The organism is Streptomyces sp. NPDC053560, from assembly GCF_044544605.1.
GTDB lineage: Bacteria > Actinomycetota > Actinomycetes > Streptomycetales > Streptomycetaceae > Streptomyces.
Genome location: NZ_JBITXI010000007.1, coordinates 20,143 through 38,109 on the forward strand (window position 1 = coordinate 20,143; position 17,967 = coordinate 38,109).

A 17,967-nucleotide genomic window follows, 5' to 3' on the forward strand; every position below is an offset into this window, starting at 1 on the left:
GACGGTGCCGCGGCCGGGGAACTGCCCGGTGCAGCTCAGCGCGTCCGCTGACGGCCGGCGACAATCGCCTTGGTGACCACCGGCGGCAACACGTTGACCGCAAAGCGCCGCAGCGTGCTCCGACCCTGCCGCCCTCCGCGGCCCGCCGCATGCGGGCCTCCAGCAAGCGGCGAATGCCGCACCCGGTGGCGCGACACCGGATGCGCCGGTTCGGCCGCCCCCTTCGCGGAGAGCCGGATCAGCGGCTGCCCGGCCACCTGCTGCACCTCGTGCCACAGGTCCGAGCGCGCACGGAGCCACTCCAGCAGTTCCGTGCGCACCGGCTCCGGGTCGCCCCAGGTGCCGTAGAACTTGGTGCCGGTGATGCACAGCGGCTTCAGCCCGCCGGTGGTCACCGCCTGCCAGGTGGCCGCGGCCACGCCCGGACAGTGCTCGGCGCGGTAGTCGTCCAGCACGACCACGCCGTGCGGGCGCAGCAGCTCCCGCACGGCCTGGATGTCGCCGTGCACGTGCTCGTACAGGTGCGAGGCGTCGATGTGCGCGAAGCGGCAGCTGTCGTCCCCGACGTGCGCGCGGATCACCGAGGACAGGCCCTGCACGATGTGCGGCAGCTCGTCGTGGAAGGAGAGGTAGTTCGCCTCGAAGGCGCGGCGGGTGAGGGTGGCGTAGGACTTCGCCATCTCCTTGGAGTTCGAGGCGTCCTCTGCGGGGGAGTCGAACAGGTCGCAGACCGTGAAGCGGTCCCCGGCACGCAGCCGGTCGCCCATGAAGATGGCGCTCTTTCCCATGTACACGCCGAGTTCCAGCAGGTCGCCCGGTTCCTCGCGGCGTGCCTGGCGGGCGAGGAACCAGTCGAACATGAGCTGGTCGGCGGTGAAGAACCAGCCCTTGACGTCGGAAAGCCGGTGGGGGCGCGGGAGCTGTTCGGCACTCTGGTCTGCGGTGAGGGCAGTCATGTGCGGTCCGTCTCCAGACGGTCGGGGGAATCGAGGGCGACATGCGACGCGTGTGCTGTTGTGGGCCCGGGCACCGGCTGCGGCACCGCGAGACGGCGGGCCCGCTCGGGAGGAGGCGCGGGCCGTCGCTCGTCGAGGGGCACGGCTTCGGGAGGCGCTCCCTCGTCCCCGAGAAACACACGGCGTACCACGCGTTCCGCGGCGTGGCCGTCATCGTAAGGGCAGAAAAGTGAACGGAAAGTGGCCCGCAGAGCGGCCGAACGGGTACCGCGCCATGCGGGACTCGCAAAGATCTCGATGAGCTCGTCCTCACTGCGTGCCACCGGCCCCGGCGGGTTCCGGAGCAGGTCGAAATAGGTGCCGCGGGTCGCCCGGTACGCCTCCCAGTCGTCGGTGAGGACCACCACGGGCCGGTCGAGGTTCACGTAGTCGAACATCAGCGAGGAGTAATCGGTCACCAGCGCGTCCGACGCGAGGCAGAGATCCTCCACGCACGGGTGACCGCTCACGTCGATCACTCCGTCCCCGGACGGCCCCCACGGCACGTCCGCGGCGTACGGCGGCCCCTCCAGCGAGGAGAAGTGCGGCCGCACCAGCACCACGAATCCGGGGCCGAGCTCCCGCAGCAGTCGCCGCGGGTCCAGCGCCGGCCGCCGGAACCGCCGGTAGTCGCGGTGGGTCGGCGCGTACAGGATCGCGGTGGCGGACGGCGGGATGCCCAGCTCGGCGCGGATGCGGAGCACGTCCTGGGCGGTCGCGTGCTGGAAGCGGTCGTTGCGCGGCCGGCCGTACTCCAGCGTGGTGTACCCGGCGGGGTAGACCCGCTCCCAGGTCAGCGTGGCATGGCGGTTGGCGGGGAGGCTGTAGTCCCAGTTGTCCACGCCGCGCAGCAGCCGAGCGAAGTCGGTGTCCCGGGCGGCGGCCGGCCGTTCCTGGAGGTCCAGGCCCATGTGCTTCAGCGGCGTGCCGCGGTGCGTCTGGAGCACCACCTGACCGGGCCGCTTGATCAGCCGCGCGTCGAAGTTCACGTTGTTGACCAGGTATTTCGAGCGGGCCAGCGCGGTCCAATAGGCGGCGGTCCCGGGCCGCAGCCACCGGACGCCCGGCGGCACCGTGTCCTCGTACCCGGGCGCCGCCACCCACGCCGTGCGCATCTGCGGCCGCAGCTCGCGCAGCTTCGCCTCGATGGCGGCGGGGTCACCGGCGTACTCGCGGTGCCAGTGCGCGGCGAACACCGCGTGATCGGCCCGGAGCGGCAGCCCCCGCTGGAGGCGGTAGTGCAGCCCGAGCGCGGCCCGCCTGCCCTGCCGCAGCAGCCCCCGGGCGGGCCGGCCCACGGCCCGGCGCAGCCGCTGCACGCCGGCCAGCAGCCGGAAGGGACGGTGCCAGCCCAGCCGTACGAGGCTGTGCCGGACCCGGACGCCCAGGCGCGGCGGCGGGCCGCCCGGCACCCGGGCCGGAGCGGGGCAGCGGTACCGGCGGCAGTGCGCGGCGGCCCGCCGGAAGAACTCGGCCCGGCTGTCGCGCGGCAGCCGCCCCGGCGCCGCGTAGACGGCCGTGAGGTGGTCGGTCATCCGGCGGGCCATGAGCGGCCGCCAACGGGCCAGCTCCGGGCGGGAGTCGAGGAAGGCGAAGACCCGGTCGTACTGGTCGAAGATGTCGAAGTGGCCGCGGCCCGTGGTGCGCAGGATGCTGCCCCGGCGGCGCTGCCGGTAGTGCACGCAGACCCGGTCCAGGACGGCGATCGACTCGGCGGTCGCCAGCGCCGGGAACGTCCAGGGAGTGTCCTCGTAGTAGCCGGGCGGGAAGGTGAGCCGCTGCCGCTGGACGAAGTCGCGGCGGTAGACCTTGTTCCACACGACCATCAGCAGCCGCAGCAGACCGGGCCGGTCGGCGAGCCGGAAGACCTCCGGGCCGCGCTGCGCCAGGAGGTGCGCGTACTGGTTGCGGGTGGCGGTGCCGGACCAGGAGGTACGGGCGTAGTCGTAGACCAGCACGTCCGGGGAGGCGGTCGCGGCCAGCCGGGCGGCCACGGCGCTCAGCGCGCCGGGCGTGAGGGTGTCGTCGCCGTCCAGGAAGAGCAGGTAGTCGCCGCGGGCGCGGGCGATCCCGGCGTTCCGGGCCGGGCCGAGCCCGGTGTTGGCCGGCAGGTGCACGGGCCGCACCCGGTCGTCGCGGCGGGCCGCGTCGCGGATGAGGTCCCCGCAGCCGTCCGGCGATCCGTCGTCCACCGCGATCAGCTCGAAGTCCGTCCAGTCCTGGCCGAGGACGGATTCCAGGCATTCCGGCAGGTACGCCTGGACCTGGTAAGCGGGAACGATGACGCTGAACCGTGGCAAGAGAGGGCACATCCATAGATCGGCGACCGGCTGCGCTGTCGGTCAGCGATCGTTCCCGGCCCCGCCGCGCCGGCATGCGGCGCGGCGGCCGGTTGCGCCCGGGTGGCTGAGGAGACGCACCCGTACGAGTGAGCGCGGCCCCGGAAACCGGGCTACTTCACCGCGCCCGCCATCACGCCGGACACGAACTGCCGCTGGAAGGCGAAGAAGACCACCAACGGGATGATCATCGAGATGAAGGCGCCGGGCGCCAGCACGTCGATGTTGTTGCCGAATTGGCGTACCTCCTGCTGGAGCGCCACGGTGATCGGCGGGTTGCCGCTGTCCGCGAAGATCAGCGCGATCAGCAGGTCGTTCCAGACCCACAGGAACTGGAAGATGCCCAGCGACGCGATGGCCGGGCCGCCCAGCGGCAGCACCACCCGGGTGAGCAGCCGCAGCTCGCCCGCGCCGTCCAGCCGGGCCGCCTCCAGCAGCTCGCGCGGGATCTCGGCGAAGAAGTTCCGCAGCAGGAACACCGCGAACGGCAGGCCGAAGGCCGTGTGGAACAGCACCACCCCGGCCGTCGTCTCGAAGAGCCCGACCGCGCCGAAGAGCTTCGCCACCGGGATCAGCGCGACCTGTACCGGGACCACCAGCAGTCCCACCACGACCATGAACCAGACGTCCCGCCCGGGGAAGTCCAGCCAGGCGAACGCGTAGCCCGCCAGTGAGCCGATGACCACCACCAGTACCGTCGCCGGCACCGTGATCAGCGCGGTGGTCAGCAGCGAGTCCATGATCTTGGCGTTGCCCAGCAGGTTGCCGTACCCCGAGAGCGTCAGCTGGGCGGGTTTGACGAACACCTCCCACCAGCCGCTCTCCGCGACGTCCGCCGGGTCGCGCAGCGAGGAGATCAGCAGCCCGACCGTCGGCATCAGCCAGAACAGCCCGGCCAGGAGCAGGAAGACCCGCAGCACGCCGCCGCCGGTACGGGCCGCGAGCCGCGCGGCCAGGGACTGCCGGGCGCGTACCGCCCCGTCGGCCACCGCCGTCATCGCTGCCGCTCCTTCCGCAGACGCCGGATATTGACGATCAGCACCGGTGAGACGAGGAGCAGCAGGAACACCGCGATCGCGGAGCCGATGCCCTGGTTCACGTCCGTGCCGAAGGAGGACTGGTACAGCTGGAGGGCGAGCACGTTCGCCTCGTCCTGGCTGGCGCCCGGCGCGATGATGTACACGAGGTCGAAGATCTTGAGCACGTTGATCATCAGCGTGACGAGCACGACCACCAGGACCGGTGCCAGCAGCGGCACCGTCACCCGCCGGAACACCTGCCACTCGTTCGCGCCGTCCACCCGGGCCGCCTCCAGCAGCTCCCGCGGCACGCTCGCCAGGCCCGCCGCGATCAGCACCATCGCGAAGCCCGCCCACATCCATACGTAGCTGCCGATGATCGCGGGCGTCACCAGCGTCGGACCCAGCCAGTCGACGCCGTTGTACGCCTCGGCGAAGTTCGCGGCGGGCAGCCGCAGCTTCGCCCCCTCGGCGCGGGCGGGCAGCGCGTACGTGCCGTCCGCCGCGGTGGTCGCCGTGGCCACCACCTCGCCGCCCTTGACCGCCTCGACCTTCAGGCCGGCCAGCGCCTTCTCCTGCTTGTCGATCTTGTCGGGCGTGCCGCCGCCCCCGCGCGTGAAGTCCAGCCAGGCGGTGCCGGTGATCTGCCCGGGCCGCGGCGTCGCCGGTACCGCCCGGTGCGCGCCCTTGACGTCGTCCGGCTGTACGGCCACCAGCGGCAGGCCCACCGCCGTACCGGTCCTCGCCGGATCCTTTGTGGTGAACGAACCGCCGCCGGAGGGCTTGAGGTCGGCGTTGGGCCGCGGATTGGCGCCCGGGTACGGCGCGGGCTCGGCGAACGTGTCGTGCACGCTCACCCAGACCGCGTTGGCCACCCCGCGCTCCGGGTCCTGCTCGTACACCAGCCGGAAGATGATGCCCGCCGCCAGCATGGAGATCGCCATCGGCATGAAGACGATCAGCTTGAACGCGGTGCCCCAGCGCACCCGCTCGGTCAGCACGGCGAAGATCAGGCCCAGCGCGGTGGCCACGGTCGGCGCGACCACCACCCAGATGACGTTGTTCTTCAGCGCCGTGCGGATCCGTTCGTCGGCGAACAGCTCCCCGTAGTTGTCCAGCCCCACGAAGCCGCTGCCCGGCGCGTCGAAGAAGCTGCGCCAGACCGAGAACCCGATCGGATAGACCACCAGCGCGCCGAGCAGCAGCAGCGCCGGGAGGAGGAACGCGCCCGCGATCCACGGGCGCGTCCCCGTCACGCTCCTGCCGGACGCCTGCGCGCCCTTGCCGGGAGCCGGTGCGGCGGCCGCGGTGCCTCGGGGGGCCATGGCGTCAGTTCCCGAACGACTTGGCGGCGTCCTTCTCCAGCTGCGCCTGGGTCCCCGCCACGTCCTTCGGATTCTTCAAGAAGTCCTGCAGGGCCTTCCACTCGCCCTGCCCCGGCTTGCCGCCGAAGGACGCCGGGGCCTGGTCGGACATGTCGAAGCGGAAATCGTCACCGGCCGCGACCAGCGCCTTGCCGATCTCCTTGAACACCGCGTTCGGATACACCGACGGGTCCAGCTTCTTGTTGGCGGAGACGAACCCGCCCTGCGCGGCCCAGATCCGGGCCGCGTCCGGGGAGGCCAGGAACGTCAGCAGCGCCTGCGAGGCCTTGTTGTCCTTCAGCGCCACCGCCACGTCCCCGCCGGTCACCACCGGGGACTCCTTGCCGACCGCCGGGAACGGGAAGACCTTGGCGTCCGTACCGACCTTCGCCTTGGTCTGGCCGATGTTGGCCGCGGCGAAGTCGGCCGAGGAGACCATCGCGGCCTTCGGCTCGTCCTTGAACGTCTGCGTCACCGACTGCGGGAACGCCGTCTGGAGCGCGCCCCCGTTGCCGCCCGCGAGCAGGCCCTTGGCGCCGAAGAGCGAGCCGAGCGTGGTGAGCGCCTGCTTCACCGACGGGTCGGTCCACTTGATCTCGTGCCTGGCCAGCTGGTCGTACTTCTCCGGGCCGGCCTGCGAGAGATAGACGTTCTCGAACCAGTCGGTGAGGGTCCAGCCGTCCGCGCCGCCCACCGAGACCGGCTCGACGCCGGAGTCCGCGAGCGTCCTGGCGGTCTTCAGGAAGCCCTTCCAGTCCTTCGGTTCGGACACCCCCGCGTTCTCGAACGCCTGGGTGTTGTACCAGACCAGCGACTTGTTGCTGGCCTTGAAGTACACGCCGTAGCTCTTGCCGCCGGCGCTCCCCAGGTCCTGCCAGCCCTTGGAGAAGTTCGCCGACAGCTCCTTCTTCGCGGCCGGGCCGAGCGGCTTGATCCAGCCCTTCTTCGCGAACTCCTGGAGCACCCCGACCTGCTGGAGCATCGCGACGTCCGGCGCGCCGCCGCCGGCGACCTTGGAGCCGATGAAGCCGGCCATGTCGTCGCCGCTCGGCACGAACTCCACCTTGGCGCCCGTGCGCTTCTCGAACTCGGCCAGGACCTTGGTGAAGTTCTCCCGCTCGGGGCCGGTCCACACGGCCGTCACCTGGAGCGTCTGCCCCTTCAGCTTCGGCAGCGAGACCGTGGGCGCCCTGTTGCTGCCGCCCTCGCCCTCGCTCCGGCCCCCGCTGCCGCCCCCGCAGCCGGTCAGTGCCAGAGCCCCCACCGCGACAAGTGCCGTTGCCGTACGAAGCGTTGCGTGACGCATCCGTCGCCCTCCCGTTCGCCGTGCGACAGTCCTACCGGCGCCGGGAAGCCCGAGCAATAGTGCGTTCGACTGCAACGCACCGTCGTGACCGGGCCGTTACCACGGCGGGTAACCCGGCTTTTCCGTACGGCGACCCATTCGTTGCACGGTTGCACTTGGGGCTACGGCACGGACTTCGCCGCCTTCTGGAGCGCGCTCGCCAGCAGGGCCAGGTCGGTCGGGCCGTTGCCCAGCTCGCGCAGCGGCCGGCGGGCCGGCGGATCGCCCATCCGCTGCCATTCCAGGGGCACGACCGTCGGCCGCAGGGTGGACGTCCGGGGTATCCGGCCCGTCACCCGGCCCGCCTGGAAGGGCGTCGCCGAATTGTCCGCCGCGCGGAACAGCCGGCCGCGCCCGACGGGCAGCGGCTCGGCCGGGTCGCTCTCCGTGCCCAGCTCCACGCGGAGTCCGGCCCGCTCGGCGGTCGCGGTCGCGGCCGTACGGTCCGGATGGCCGGTCGAGGCGATCACATGGACACCGAGCGCGGCGCCGTCCCGGGCGACCGCCTCCAGCGCCCGCACCACGGAGCCGGCGGCCGGCCGGCCCGTACTGCCCAGCGCCGGGGCGACCAGCGCGTCGAAGTCGTCGACGACCACGAAGAGCCGGGTCATCGGCGGTACGGCGGCGAACCCGTCGGCCCCCTGGCCCTCGGCCGCCGGCGCGCCCTGCGTCCGCTCCCGGGGGCGCAGCCGCAGCGTGCTGGTGGCCGGGGCGTCGAGCAGCCCCGACCGGTCGGCGGCGCTCTCGTACCCGGCGGCCGGCGCGGGCGCTGTGGAGGCCGCACCGCCCGCCGTCGCCGTACGGCCCTCCGTGGACCGGCGCGGGCCGATCACCCGGGGCGCCGCGAGGTGCTTCGCACGCCACTCCGCGAAGCCCGTGCCGCCCAGTATTTCCGCGCGCCGCTTCAGCTCCGAGGAGAGCGCCTGCGCGAACTCCCGCATCAGCACCGGGTCCGAGGCCGCCAGGTGCGCCGTGACGTGCGGCAGGTCCGTACAGAGCCGCAGGCCGTCACCGCGCTCCGTGCCCGCGCCGTCGACCAGCACCAGCGAGAGCCGGTCCGGGCGGTCGGCCGCGGCGAGCGAGGCGGCGATCGAGCGCAGCAGCTCGGTCTTGCCCGTACCCGGACCGCCCTCCAGCAGGAAGTGGCAGCCGTCGGCCGCCGGGTCGGCGTGCACCGGGCCGTGCGGGCCCGCGCCCAGCACCGCGGGGGCCGAGGGCTCCTCGCTGTCCGCCGTTGCCGCCCAGCGGGCCATCAGGGAGGCGGGGGTGGCCCGGGCGAGCCCCATTTCGTCCAGCAGCCGGGTGGTGTCGGGCAGCGGCACCGCCGCGCTGCGCGCGCCGCGGTCCGTCCGCACGGACTCGGCCTCGCGCAGCGGCGCGAGGGCGCGCGCGAACCGCTCGGCCCAGGGCAGGGACACCGCGTCCACGGTCGCGACCGTGCCGTTCGTCCCCGCGCCGTACGGCCCGGCGACGCTCTGCGGGACGCCGTTCACGGCGATGCTGCCGGTCACCGCGGCACCCGGGGCGGCCGGGGCCAGCGGGGCACCGGGCTGCACGACGCGCAGCGCCGTGGCCACATCGCCGCTGAGCACCGCGACGGCCCCGCACTCCCCGAAGGCGGGCGACGCCGCTCGGGCCGCCTCGTACGTCGCGGCCAGCGGATACACCGGCGACGCCGACGGCGTCTCGGCCAGCGCGAGCACATGGACGCCGACCGACGGGCCGCCCGCCGCCAGCCGCGCGACGGTCTCCCGCAGCCCGGACGTGCCGGGGTCGCCGTCGGCGATCACGAGGGTGTACGGGCCGCGGTGCCGGGCCGCCGCCGCGGCAACCGCCGACCGTTCGGCGCTCGCCCAGCCGGGGCCGAGCGGCCCGTCGTCCAGCCGCCGCACCAGCTCGGTGGTGCGCGCGGCGGCCTGGTCCTTGTCGTACGCCAGCAGCAGCCGGCAGTCCTGGGCGTGCGCCGGGCGGACGTGCGGCAGCCAGCCGAGCCAGGACCACTCCTCCAGGCGCTGCGCGGTAGTACGCGTCCGGTCGGCGGCGAGCAGCACGATCTCCAGCGTGCCCGGCGCGTGCAGCGCGGCGAACTGGGCGACCGCTGCCCGCGCCAGCCCGGCGAGGCGCGGACGCGGCCCGGCCAGGCCCAGCGAACCGGCCGAGCGCAGCGCGACCGTGACCGGCACGGCGGCCCGGCCGCCCGCGCGGTCGGCGGTGCCCAGCCGGACGGCCAGCGCGTCCGGATGCCCGGCGTCCCGCTCCCACAGGCGGGGACCGGGGCCGAGGGCGGTGAGCAGGACGGTGGCCGCGTCCGGCCAGCGTTCGTGCGCGGCCGGCCCCCGGCCCTCCGCCGGGGGCGCCCCGGGGCCGTCGGCGACCGGGCCCTGCTCCACGGAGCCGTACGCGGCCTCCGGGGCGGCTTCCTCATCGGCCCCGGACTCCGCGGCGGCGCGGCCGCCGGCCAGCCTGCGCGCCCACGCGCTCAGGCCGCCCCGGCGGGTCGGCCTGCGGGACGGGGACGCGCCGTCGTCGGCCTCCGCATCGGTGCCGGGCTCGGCGAACGGGCCCACCAGCTGGTCCCGGCCGCCGTGCGTGGCCGCGGACCGGGCATCGGGAGCGGACGGCCCGCCCGTGGCCAGGCCGTCGTGCCCCGCGTGCTCCGGTACGTCGTGGGTGTCCTGGCCCGCGCCGAACCCGACGGCGGCGGCCGGGGTGCCCCGCACGGGCGTGCCGCGCCGCCCCGAGGCGGGGGCCTGCGTGCCGGCGCTGTCGGCGGGGTGGTCGTGCGCGCCGCCGTACGGGCCCGCTGCCGGCTGCCCGGGGTGGGAGCCGTGGGGGTGGCCGTGCTGCTGCCGGGCCGGCTCGTCCTGCTGCGCGGCGTACGGATGGCCGTGCCGCGCGCGGGGCCGGTGCTGCTCATCGGGCGCTGTCGAGGCGTACCGGTCCGGCTCCTGGCGGCCCGTGACGCGCGCTTCGGGGGCGTACCCCTCCGCCGCGCGTGCTCCGGCGGTGTACTCCGCGCCACCCGGCGCCCCGGCCGCGGACGGCCCGGCCCCGGGAGCGCCGCCGTACGGGCCGGCGGCGCGCCGGTCGTCCGTGCCGTAGGCGTCGGCCGCCGGCTGCTGCGCGCCGTACGGGGCCGCGGCGGTGGGCCGGGCGCCGTACGTGTCCGCCGGGTCCGCGCCCTCCGCGGCGGCCCCGGCGGCCTCCGCTCTGTGCCGGCCCGCCGCGCCGTGGACCTCCTGCGCCGGGCCGTGACCGGCGCCCGTGCCCGTGGCGCGTGCCGGGCCGGCGTCGATCCGGCCCGTCCCGACGCCCTCCGCGCGCGGCCATCCGCTCCCGGCGCCGCGCTCCTGCCCGCCGGCCGCCGCTCCGGGACCGGCCGCCGGGCCCGCCCCGGGGGCGAAGCGCTCGCTGCCGTAGGAAGTGCTGTCCGTAGCCCCGTACGAAGCGCCGTACGTGGCCGCGCTCCGGGGGCCGTAAGAGGGGGCGGAGCCCGCCGCGCCGTACGGGGACGGGCCGCCGGGCGACGGGTGGTGCTCCTCGCCGGGGGCGCCGCCGTCCGCCGGGTGGACGCGCAGCCGGCCCTCGCCGTCCGGGGTGGCCGGGAGCAGGGGGTCGGGGGAGGCGGGGGACGGCTGGAGGCGCAGCGCGGACTCGCCGATCCGGAGCAGCGCGCCGGGGGGCAGCGGCGCCGGGCGGTCGTCGATCTCGATGCCGTCGACCGCCGTGCCGTTCGTGGAGCGGAGGTCGGCCACGGTCACCGCGCCGTCGGGGGCCACCGTGACCGCGCAGTGCATCCGGGAGACGTCGGGGTCGTCCAGCGGCACGTCGGCGTCCGCGGAGCGGCCGATGCGGATCTGGCCGCCGTGCAGCAGATGCACGCCGCCCGCGTCCGGGCCGGAGACGACCCGCAGCCGGGCGGGGCCTGCGGGCAGGCCGTGCGCCGGCGCGGGCCCGGGGCCCTGGAGGGAGAGGACCGCGCCGTCTATCAGCGGCGGCTCGCCGAGCGCGGCACGCTGGAGGTCGAGCCTCTCCTGGCCGGCGTAGAGCACGACCGGGCCGCTGCCGGCGCCGGCCCCGCCGACGTCGGCGCCCGCCCCCGCGACGGCTGCCGCGAGGCTGCTGGCCACCGCCGAGAGCGCCGTACCGGCAGGGGCCGTCACGAGCACGTCGCAGGCACGGGTGGAGTGGCCGCTGCGCGGCCCGAGGACGGTCAGCCGGATCTGCATCGCCGTCAACGGTCCCTTCCGCCCGGCAATGCGGCGGGGACCGTCACCTCCCCCCACCGCGCCCGGACACGTCGGCACGTACAAGTCCAAGTCCGCGTGCATGCGCACGCCGCACGCCGCGGCGCAGTGCCCCCGTACCCCACCGCTGCCGTGCTGGAGAGCATCCTCGCACCTGCCACCGACAAGAGGCGGGGCGACTGTCCTTCAGTGATCTTGTTCGGTCACGCATGTGTGCAAAAGTGGCTGCTTGCGACCCATGATCGGCCAAAGATCGTCCACTGAATGGTCAGCGACCGGGGTAGAGGGCAACCATCCGTCCGGAACCGGCGTCTTTCCGAGGAGCCCCGCCGGGTCCCTTACCGGACGACCCGGACGGAACGGCCCCGGACCACGGGATCCGCCCGGCAGCGGCCGCGGAACACGGCACTATGGTGGGGCGGAAGGGCCCGCCCGGTACACCGGAGTGGCCCACAGACCCCACAGCCCGACAGACAGCGCAGATCAGGCAGCTGCTCAGTAACGACCAGGGAGCGCATGACGTGCGGCCGGTAGGGAGCAAATACCTGCTCGAGGAGCCGCTCGGACGCGGCGCCACGGGCACCGTCTGGCGTGCTCGCCAGCGGGAGACGGCGGGCGAGGAGGCCGCCGTCGCCGGGCAGCCCGGCGAGACGGTCGCGATCAAGGTGCTCAAAGAGGAGCTGGCGCACGACCCGGACGTGGTGATGCGTTTCCTGCGCGAGCGCTCCGTCCTGCTGCGGCTCACCCACCCGAACATCGTCCGGACCCGCGACCTGGTCGTGGAGGGTGACCTGCTCGCGCTGGTCATGGACCTGGTCGACGGCCCGGACCTGCACCAGTACCTGCGCCGGAACGGCCCGTTCAGCCCGGTCGCGGCCGCGCTGCTGACCGCGCAGATCGCCGACGCGCTGGCCGCCAGCCACGCCGACGGCGTCGTGCACCGCGACCTGAAGCCCGCCAACGTCCTGCTCGCGGGGGCCGACGGCGCCGCCGAGATGCACCCGATGCTGACCGACTTCGGCATCGCCCGGCTCGCGGACTCCCCGGGGCTGACCCGCACCCAGGAGTTCGTCGGCACCCCCGCGTACGTCGCGCCGGAGTCCGCCGAGGGCCGCCCGCAGACCTCCGCCGTGGACATCTACGGCGCGGGCATCCTGCTGTACGAGCTGGTCACGGGCCGTCCGCCGTTCGCCGGCTCGACCGCCCTCGAAGTGCTGCACCGGCACCTCAGCGAGGACCCGCAGCGTCCGGGCAACGTCCCCGAGCCGCTGTGGACCGTCATAGAGCGCTGCCTGAGCAAGCGCCCGGAGGGGCGGCCCAGCGCCGAGAACCTCGCCCGCGCCCTGCGCGTGGTCGCGGCCGGCATCGGCGTGCACGCCTCGCCCGCCGAGGCCGAGGCCGCGCTGGGCGTCGCCGCCCTGCTCGCGCCCGACCCGGCGCCCGCGCCCGTGCCCGACACCGGCGCCGACGGCGGCGGCAGCGGGGACGCCGACCCGACCCAGGTGCTGCCCTCCGGCGGCGCCGGGGGTGGTACGTACGACCCGGCCGCCGCGACCAACGTCATGCCGACCACCGGCGCCGCCGCGGCCGGTGCGGCGGCGGGCGCCGCTGCCGCCGGGTTCGGCGCCGACTCCGGGCGTCCCCCGGGGAGCGGCGACCCGACCCGCGCGATGCCGCCCGTACCGCCGGGCCCGCCCGGTGGCGACCCGCAGCAGCCCGAGGAGCCCCACCCCTGGGGGAACCAGCTGCGTGCCGCCCGGGACCGGAACGAGCAGACCCAGGTCCAGTACCTGAACCCGGACGAGGACCCGCTGCGGCGCCGCCCCCAGCGCCGGCCCCCGCAGCCCCCGCCCCAGCAGTACCAGCAGCCGCAGTACGGGCAGCAGCCGCCGCCGCAGTACCAGCAGCCGCCGCAGCCGCAGCCGCGCCAGCGCAGGCAGGAGCCGCCGCCGCAGCGGTACGAGCCGCGTCCGCCCGCTCCGGAGCCGCGCCGCCGCGAGCGCGAGCCGCGCCGGCGCAGTGCCAACCCGGTGCACATCCCGGGCCTGGGCTGCCTCAAGGGCTGCCTGATCATGATCGTGCTGATCGTGGTCGGCTGCTGGCTCATCTGGGAGCTGACCCCGCTCCAGGACTGGATCGGCCAGGGCCGCAGCTTCTGGAACCAGATCAGCCAGTGGTGGACCGACGTCTCGGACTGGGTGTCCACGATCGGCGACGCCTCGAAGTCGGTGGGCCAGTAGCGGCCCCCCGTACGCGGACCCGTCCGCCGCCACCGCTCCGCCGGAAGGGGACGTCATAGATTTGTCGACATCCCAGCAGATTTTCCGGCGGAGAAGTGGCGGTTGACGGCGTCCGGGGCGCCGAAAGCCCCGCGGCCCGCGTAGTTTTGTCGCCAGCATCGGCCCCGCGCACCCCCGCGCCCCGGGCCGCGGCCCCGCGCATCCGCGCCGCGGGCCGTCACCTGTCGGACAAGACCCGTCGGAGCAGTCTTGGCACGGAAGATCGGCAGCCGGTACACCGCCCACCAGATCCTCGGTCGTGGGAGCGCCGGCACGGTGTGGCTGGGCGAGGGCCCCGAAGGGGCCGTGGCCATCAAGCTGCTGCGCGAGGACCTCGCCTCCGACCAGGAGCTGGTCGGCCGCTTCGTGCAGGAGCGCGCCGCGCTGCTCAGCCTGGACCACCCGCACGTGGTCGGCGTCCGCGACCTGGTCGTGGACGGCAACGACCTCGCGCTGGTGATGGACCTGGTCCGGGGCACGGACCTGCGGACCCGCCTGGACGCCCAGCGCCGGCTGGCCCCGGAGGCCGCGGTCGCCATCGTGGCGGACGTCGCCGAGGGCCTGGCCGCCGCGCACGCCGCGCGCATCGTGCACCGCGATGTGAAGCCCGAGAACGTCCTGCTGGACATGGAGGGCCCGCTCGGCCCCGGCGGCGCGCACCCCGCCCTGCTCACCGACTTCGGCATCGCGCGCCTGGTCGACTCGCCCCGCCGCACCCGCTCCACCCGGGTCATCGGCACCCCCGACTACCTCGCCCCCGAGATCATCGAGGGCCTCCCGCCCCGCGCCTCCGTGGACGTCTACGCGCTGGCGACTGTCCTGTACGAGCTGCTCGCCGGCTTCACGCCCTTCGGGGGCGGACACCCCGGCGCGGTGCTCCGCCGCCACGTCACCGAGCGGGTGGCTCCGCTGCCCGGCATCCCGGACGAGCTGTGGCAGCTGCTCCTCCAGTGCCTGGCCAAGGCGCCTGCGTCCCGGCTCCGCGCCCCTGAGCTGGCGGCCCGGCTGCGGGAGATCCAGCCGTCGCTGGCGGGCATCCCGCCGCTGGACATCGACGAGCCGGAGAGCGAGGAGGAGGCCGACGAGCCGGCCGCGGCGCCGGAGACGGCCCGCGAGGAGGGCGGCCCGTACCACCCGGCGCCCGAGGAGGGCGGCAGGGTGCGCGGAGCGGTGCCGCTGGTCCACGGCGCGGCTCCGGACTCCAATAGGGACACGCACACGAGCATGCGGGTGCCGGGCCCGGACGAGCTGGCCGGCGGGGCGCACGGCACGGCCCGCACGCCGCGCGCCGCGGGCGAGCGCCGGGCGGGCTCGGCCCGTCACCGGGTACGGAAGCGCCGGGTCCGGCTGGGCCTCGCGGCGGGCGCCCTCGTGGTCGCCGCGGGCCTGGGCGCGTGGCTCGCCTCGGGCGACGACGCCCCGGACGACGCCCGCCCCGGTACGCAGCAGTCCTCCCCGGACGTGCCGTAACGCACGGCCTCGCGGTGGGGGCGCCCGTCAGGGGCGCGGGGAACCGCGCGAGCAACCGTGACGGCGCCGCGGACCGCCACCGGCCGGCCCGCCCGGAGCCGTGCGAGGACGGCCGGGGACGGCCACGGCTCACGCCGGCTCACCCAGCCGTTAGGCTGGAGTCGTGGCAGTCGTCGATGTATCCGAAGAGCTGAAGTCCCTCGCCTCGACCATGGCGTCGATCGAGGCCGTCCTGGACCTCGACAGGATGAGGGCCGATATCGCTGCGCTCGAGGAGCAGGCAGCGGCCCCCGACCTCTGGGACGACGTGGAGAACGCCCAGAAGGTCACCAGTCGGCTCTCCTACCTCCAGGGCCAGCTGCGCAAGGCCGAGGAGCTGCGCGGTCGGGTCGACGACCTCGAAGTGCTGTTCGAGCTGGCCGCGGACGAGGGCGACGAGGACGCCCAGGCCGAGGCGGAGTCCGAGCTGACCGCGGTCCGCAAGGCCGTGGACGAGCTGGAGGTGCGCACCCTCCTGTCCGGCGAGTACGACTCCCGTGAGGCGGTCGTGAACATCCGCGCCGAGGCGGGTGGCGTGGACGCCGCCGACTTCGCCGAGAAGCTGCAGCGCATGTACCTGCGCTGGGCCGAGCGGCACGGCTACAAGACGGAGCTGTACGAGACCTCGTACGCAGAAGAGGCCGGCATCAAGTCGACCACCTTCGCCGTCAACGTGCCGTACGCCTACGGCACGCTCTCCGTCGAGCAGGGCACGCACCGCCTGGTCCGGATCTCCCCGTTCGACAACCAGGGCCGCCGCCAGACGTCGTTCGCCGGCGTCGAGGTGCTGCCCGTCGTCGAGCAGACCGACCACATCGAGATCGACGAGTCGGACCTGCGGGTCGACGTGTACCGCTCCTCCGGCCCCGGCGGCCAGGGCGTCAACACCACGGACTCCGCGGTCCGCCTGACGCACATCCCGACCGGCATCGTGGTCTCCTGCCAGAACGAGCGCTCGCAGATCCAGAACAAGGCCACCGCCATGAACGTCCTCCAGGCGAAGCTGCTGGAGCGGCGCCGCCAGGAGGAGCAGGCCAAGATGGACGCGCTCAAGGGCGACGGCGGCAATTCCTGGGGCAACCAGATGCGTTCGTACGTCCTGCACCCGTACCAGATGGTCAAGGACCTGCGGACGGAGTTCGAGGTCGGCAACCCGCAGAGCGTGCTGGACGGCGACATCGACGGCTTCCTGGAGGCCGGCATCCGCTGGCGCAAGCAGCAGGAGCAGCAGGGCTAGACCGGAACGCCCGGAGCAACCGTCGCCGTCGAGGCGGCGGTTGCTTTTTTGTTGTGGTGATTTGGTTACAGTCGTACGCCGCCGAGCCCATCAAAGTACCGCAATACGGTCATCGAGCCTTTATTTGACCTTGACGGTCCGTTGGGATCTGGGAAGGGTAGAGCGCGGCATGCGTATGTCTGGGGCGCGTGTGAAACGGGGATCTGAGGTAACCGCCTGCGAGAGACGGAGCGGACTCGTGTCCCGCATCGGCCGTTGCCCCGCACAGCGATGCCCCAATGACACATGTAGCTACTGGGGGTAGCACTAGATGACGAAGAAGACGCGAGTGCGCGTGGCGCGCGTTGCGGCCGGTGCCGTGATCGCAGTGGGCGCTTCGCTCACCGTGACGGGCGCCGCTTCCGCTGCCACGCCGGGCGCACAGGCCCAGGAGGATGGTGGCGGCCTCATCGGCGGCATCATCGGTGGGATCATCGGCGGTGGCGACAACGGCGGCACCAACGGTGGTGACACCGGCGGCGACACCGACGGTGGTCTGATCGGCGGCGGCGACGGCGGCGAGGACAACGGCGGCGCCATCGGTGGTGGCGACGACGACGGCGGTGCCATCGGTGGCGACGACAACGGTGGCCAGGACAACGGCGGCGCCATCGGCGGCGACGACGACGGCGGCGTCATCGGTGGCGACGACAACGGCGGCCAGGACAACGGTGGCCAGGTCGGCGGCGGTAACGGCGGCGACAACGGCAACGGTGGCCAGGTCGGCGGCGGCAACGGCGGCGACAACGGCAACGGCGGTCAGGTCGGCGGCGGCAACGGCGGCGACAACGGCAACGGTGGCCAGGTCGGCGGCGGCAACGGCGGCGACAACGGCAACGGTGGCCAGGTCGGCGGCGGCGACGCCGGCGGCTCCGACGACGGTGGCGACACCGGCCCCGGCCCCGACAACGGTGGCCAGACGCCGGTCGAGCAGCCGGGCGACTCCAAGGAGGACATCGCCAACACGCCGGGTCAGGCGCAGGACACCCCGCAGGGTGGCCAGCAGCAGGCCGGTGGCGAGCTGGCCGAAACCGGTTCGTCCGGTACGACGTTCCTGCTCATCGGTGCCGCGACGATGATCGCCGGCGGCGTCGGCTTCCGCATGCTGCCCCGCCTGATCAACAAGGGTGGCGCGGCCGCGGCCTGAAGCCGTACGGCTTCGTAGCGCGACACGCAGTACAGCAGAGGGCCCGGCGCGGATTCCGCGCCGGGCCCTGGTGCGTCCTGCACAAGATCAGTCGGGGCCTCAGCCCACCCGGTCCCACAGCAGGCCCACCGCGACCAGCGCCACCAGCAGCGCGACCAGCGCCGCCGGGGTGACCTGCGCGAAAAGCCCGGTCAGGCCACTTTGCTGCTGCAGTCGCTGCCTGCTCGCCCGGCACACCGGGCAACGGCCCTCGTTCACGGGGGCCGCGCAGTTGGCGCACACCAGCCGGTCGTACGTCATGCGACCTCCTTCTCACCCGCTCCAACGCGCGGGCCGGCGCGTTGGTTCCCTCTTCTACTGTGCCAGCTCGGCCGGACATCGGCGCGCCTGCCGGAATCCTCCCAGCGCACGGCGTATTCAAGCCGCCCGGGAGCCGTCGGCCGAAGC

Annotated in this window: 11 protein-coding genes; 4 read left to right on the forward strand and 7 right to left on the reverse strand. The window is 74.3% G+C overall.

The features are described from left to right. Positions 1–35: 35 nt before the first annotated feature. The 6 genes from ACIGQF_RS17905 to ACIGQF_RS17930 all read right to left on the reverse strand — a co-directional run bounded on the left by ACIGQF_RS17905 (position 36) and on the right by ACIGQF_RS17930 (position 11,291). On the reverse strand, positions 36–956 hold the full coding sequence (locus tag ACIGQF_RS17905; RefSeq protein WP_399711031.1) for a class I SAM-dependent methyltransferase: 921 nt from the start codon (positions 954–956) through the stop codon (positions 36–38). After that, the gene (locus ACIGQF_RS17910; protein ID WP_399711033.1) at positions 953–3,295 is read right to left on the reverse strand and encodes a CDP-glycerol glycerophosphotransferase family protein; all 2,343 of its coding nucleotides are present in this window, start codon (positions 3,293–3,295) and stop codon (positions 953–955) included. Before ACIGQF_RS17910 ends, ACIGQF_RS17905 begins: the two co-directional genes overlap by 4 nt. Positions 3,296–3,447: 152 nt before the next feature. Next, positions 3,448–4,332 carry a carbohydrate ABC transporter permease gene (locus tag ACIGQF_RS17915; RefSeq protein WP_399711035.1) on the reverse strand — a complete coding sequence of 295 codons (885 nt, stop codon included), beginning with the start codon at positions 4,330–4,332 and terminating at the stop codon, positions 3,448–3,450. Further along, on the reverse strand, positions 4,329–5,678 hold the full coding sequence (locus ACIGQF_RS17920; RefSeq protein ID WP_399711037.1) for a carbohydrate ABC transporter permease: 1,350 nt from the start codon (positions 5,676–5,678) through the stop codon (positions 4,329–4,331). The genes ACIGQF_RS17915 and ACIGQF_RS17920 overlap by 4 nt, the downstream gene beginning before the upstream one ends. A gap of 4 nt (positions 5,679–5,682) precedes the next feature. Continuing rightward, complete coding sequence (locus ACIGQF_RS17925) at positions 5,683–7,023, reverse strand: ABC transporter substrate-binding protein (protein WP_399711040.1); 1,341 nt, start codon at positions 7,021–7,023, stop codon at positions 5,683–5,685. A gap of 161 nt (positions 7,024–7,184) precedes the next feature. Then, positions 7,185–11,291, reverse strand: coding sequence for an FHA domain-containing protein (locus ACIGQF_RS17930; RefSeq protein WP_399711042.1), 4,107 nt, complete (start codon positions 11,289–11,291; stop codon positions 7,185–7,187). A 539-nt stretch (positions 11,292–11,830) separates the two neighbouring features. On the opposite strand from ACIGQF_RS17930, the gene ACIGQF_RS17935 reads away from it, so the two are divergent. From ACIGQF_RS17935 to ACIGQF_RS17950, 4 genes are all read left to right on the forward strand, one after another. Next, positions 11,831–13,549, forward strand: coding sequence for a serine/threonine-protein kinase (locus ACIGQF_RS17935; RefSeq protein ID WP_399711044.1), 1,719 nt, complete (start codon positions 11,831–11,833; stop codon positions 13,547–13,549). A 249-nt stretch (positions 13,550–13,798) separates the two neighbouring features. Next, the gene (locus ACIGQF_RS17940; RefSeq protein WP_399711046.1) at positions 13,799–15,058 is read left to right on the forward strand and encodes a serine/threonine-protein kinase; all 1,260 of its coding nucleotides are present in this window, start codon (positions 13,799–13,801) and stop codon (positions 15,056–15,058) included. Positions 15,059–15,221: 163 nt separating this feature from the next. Further along, positions 15,222–16,334, forward strand: a complete 1,113-nt coding sequence (gene prfB, locus ACIGQF_RS17945) for a peptide chain release factor 2 (RefSeq protein ID WP_399711048.1) — start codon at positions 15,222–15,224, stop codon at positions 16,332–16,334. Between the two features lie 310 nt (positions 16,335–16,644). Then, positions 16,645–17,520, forward strand: a complete 876-nt coding sequence (locus ACIGQF_RS17950; protein WP_399711050.1) for a hypothetical protein — start codon at positions 16,645–16,647, stop codon at positions 17,518–17,520. A 99-nt stretch (positions 17,521–17,619) separates the two neighbouring features. Here ACIGQF_RS17950 and ACIGQF_RS17955 read toward each other — a convergent pair whose 3' ends face one another. Then, the gene (locus tag ACIGQF_RS17955; RefSeq protein WP_399711052.1) at positions 17,620–17,820 is read right to left on the reverse strand and encodes a hypothetical protein; all 201 of its coding nucleotides are present in this window, start codon (positions 17,818–17,820) and stop codon (positions 17,620–17,622) included. Between the last annotated feature and the right edge of the window lie 147 nt (positions 17,821–17,967).

Bases quoted from the DNA above. Each gene is read 5' to 3' on its own strand.
- ACIGQF_RS17905 (WP_399711031.1), bottom strand. From the start codon at position 956: ATGACTGCCCTCACCGCAGACCAGAGTGCCGAACAGCTCCCGCGCCCC.
- ACIGQF_RS17915 (WP_399711035.1), bottom strand. From the start codon at position 4,332: ATGACGGCGGTGGCCGACGGGGCGGTACGCGCCCGGCAGTCCCTGGCC.
- ACIGQF_RS17920 (WP_399711037.1), bottom strand. From the start codon at position 5,678: ATGGCCCCCCGAGGCACCGCGGCCGCCGCACCGGCTCCCGGCAAGGGC.
- ACIGQF_RS17925 (WP_399711040.1), bottom strand. From the start codon at position 7,023: ATGCGTCACGCAACGCTTCGTACGGCAACGGCACTTGTCGCGGTGGGG.
- ACIGQF_RS17930 (WP_399711042.1), bottom strand. From the start codon at position 11,291: ATGCAGATCCGGCTGACCGTCCTCGGGCCGCGCAGCGGCCACTCCACC.
- ACIGQF_RS17950 (WP_399711050.1), top strand. From the start codon at position 16,645: ATGACGAAGAAGACGCGAGTGCGCGTGGCGCGCGTTGCGGCCGGTGCC.
- ACIGQF_RS17955 (WP_399711052.1), bottom strand. From the start codon at position 17,820: ATGACGTACGACCGGCTGGTGTGCGCCAACTGCGCGGCCCCCGTGAAC.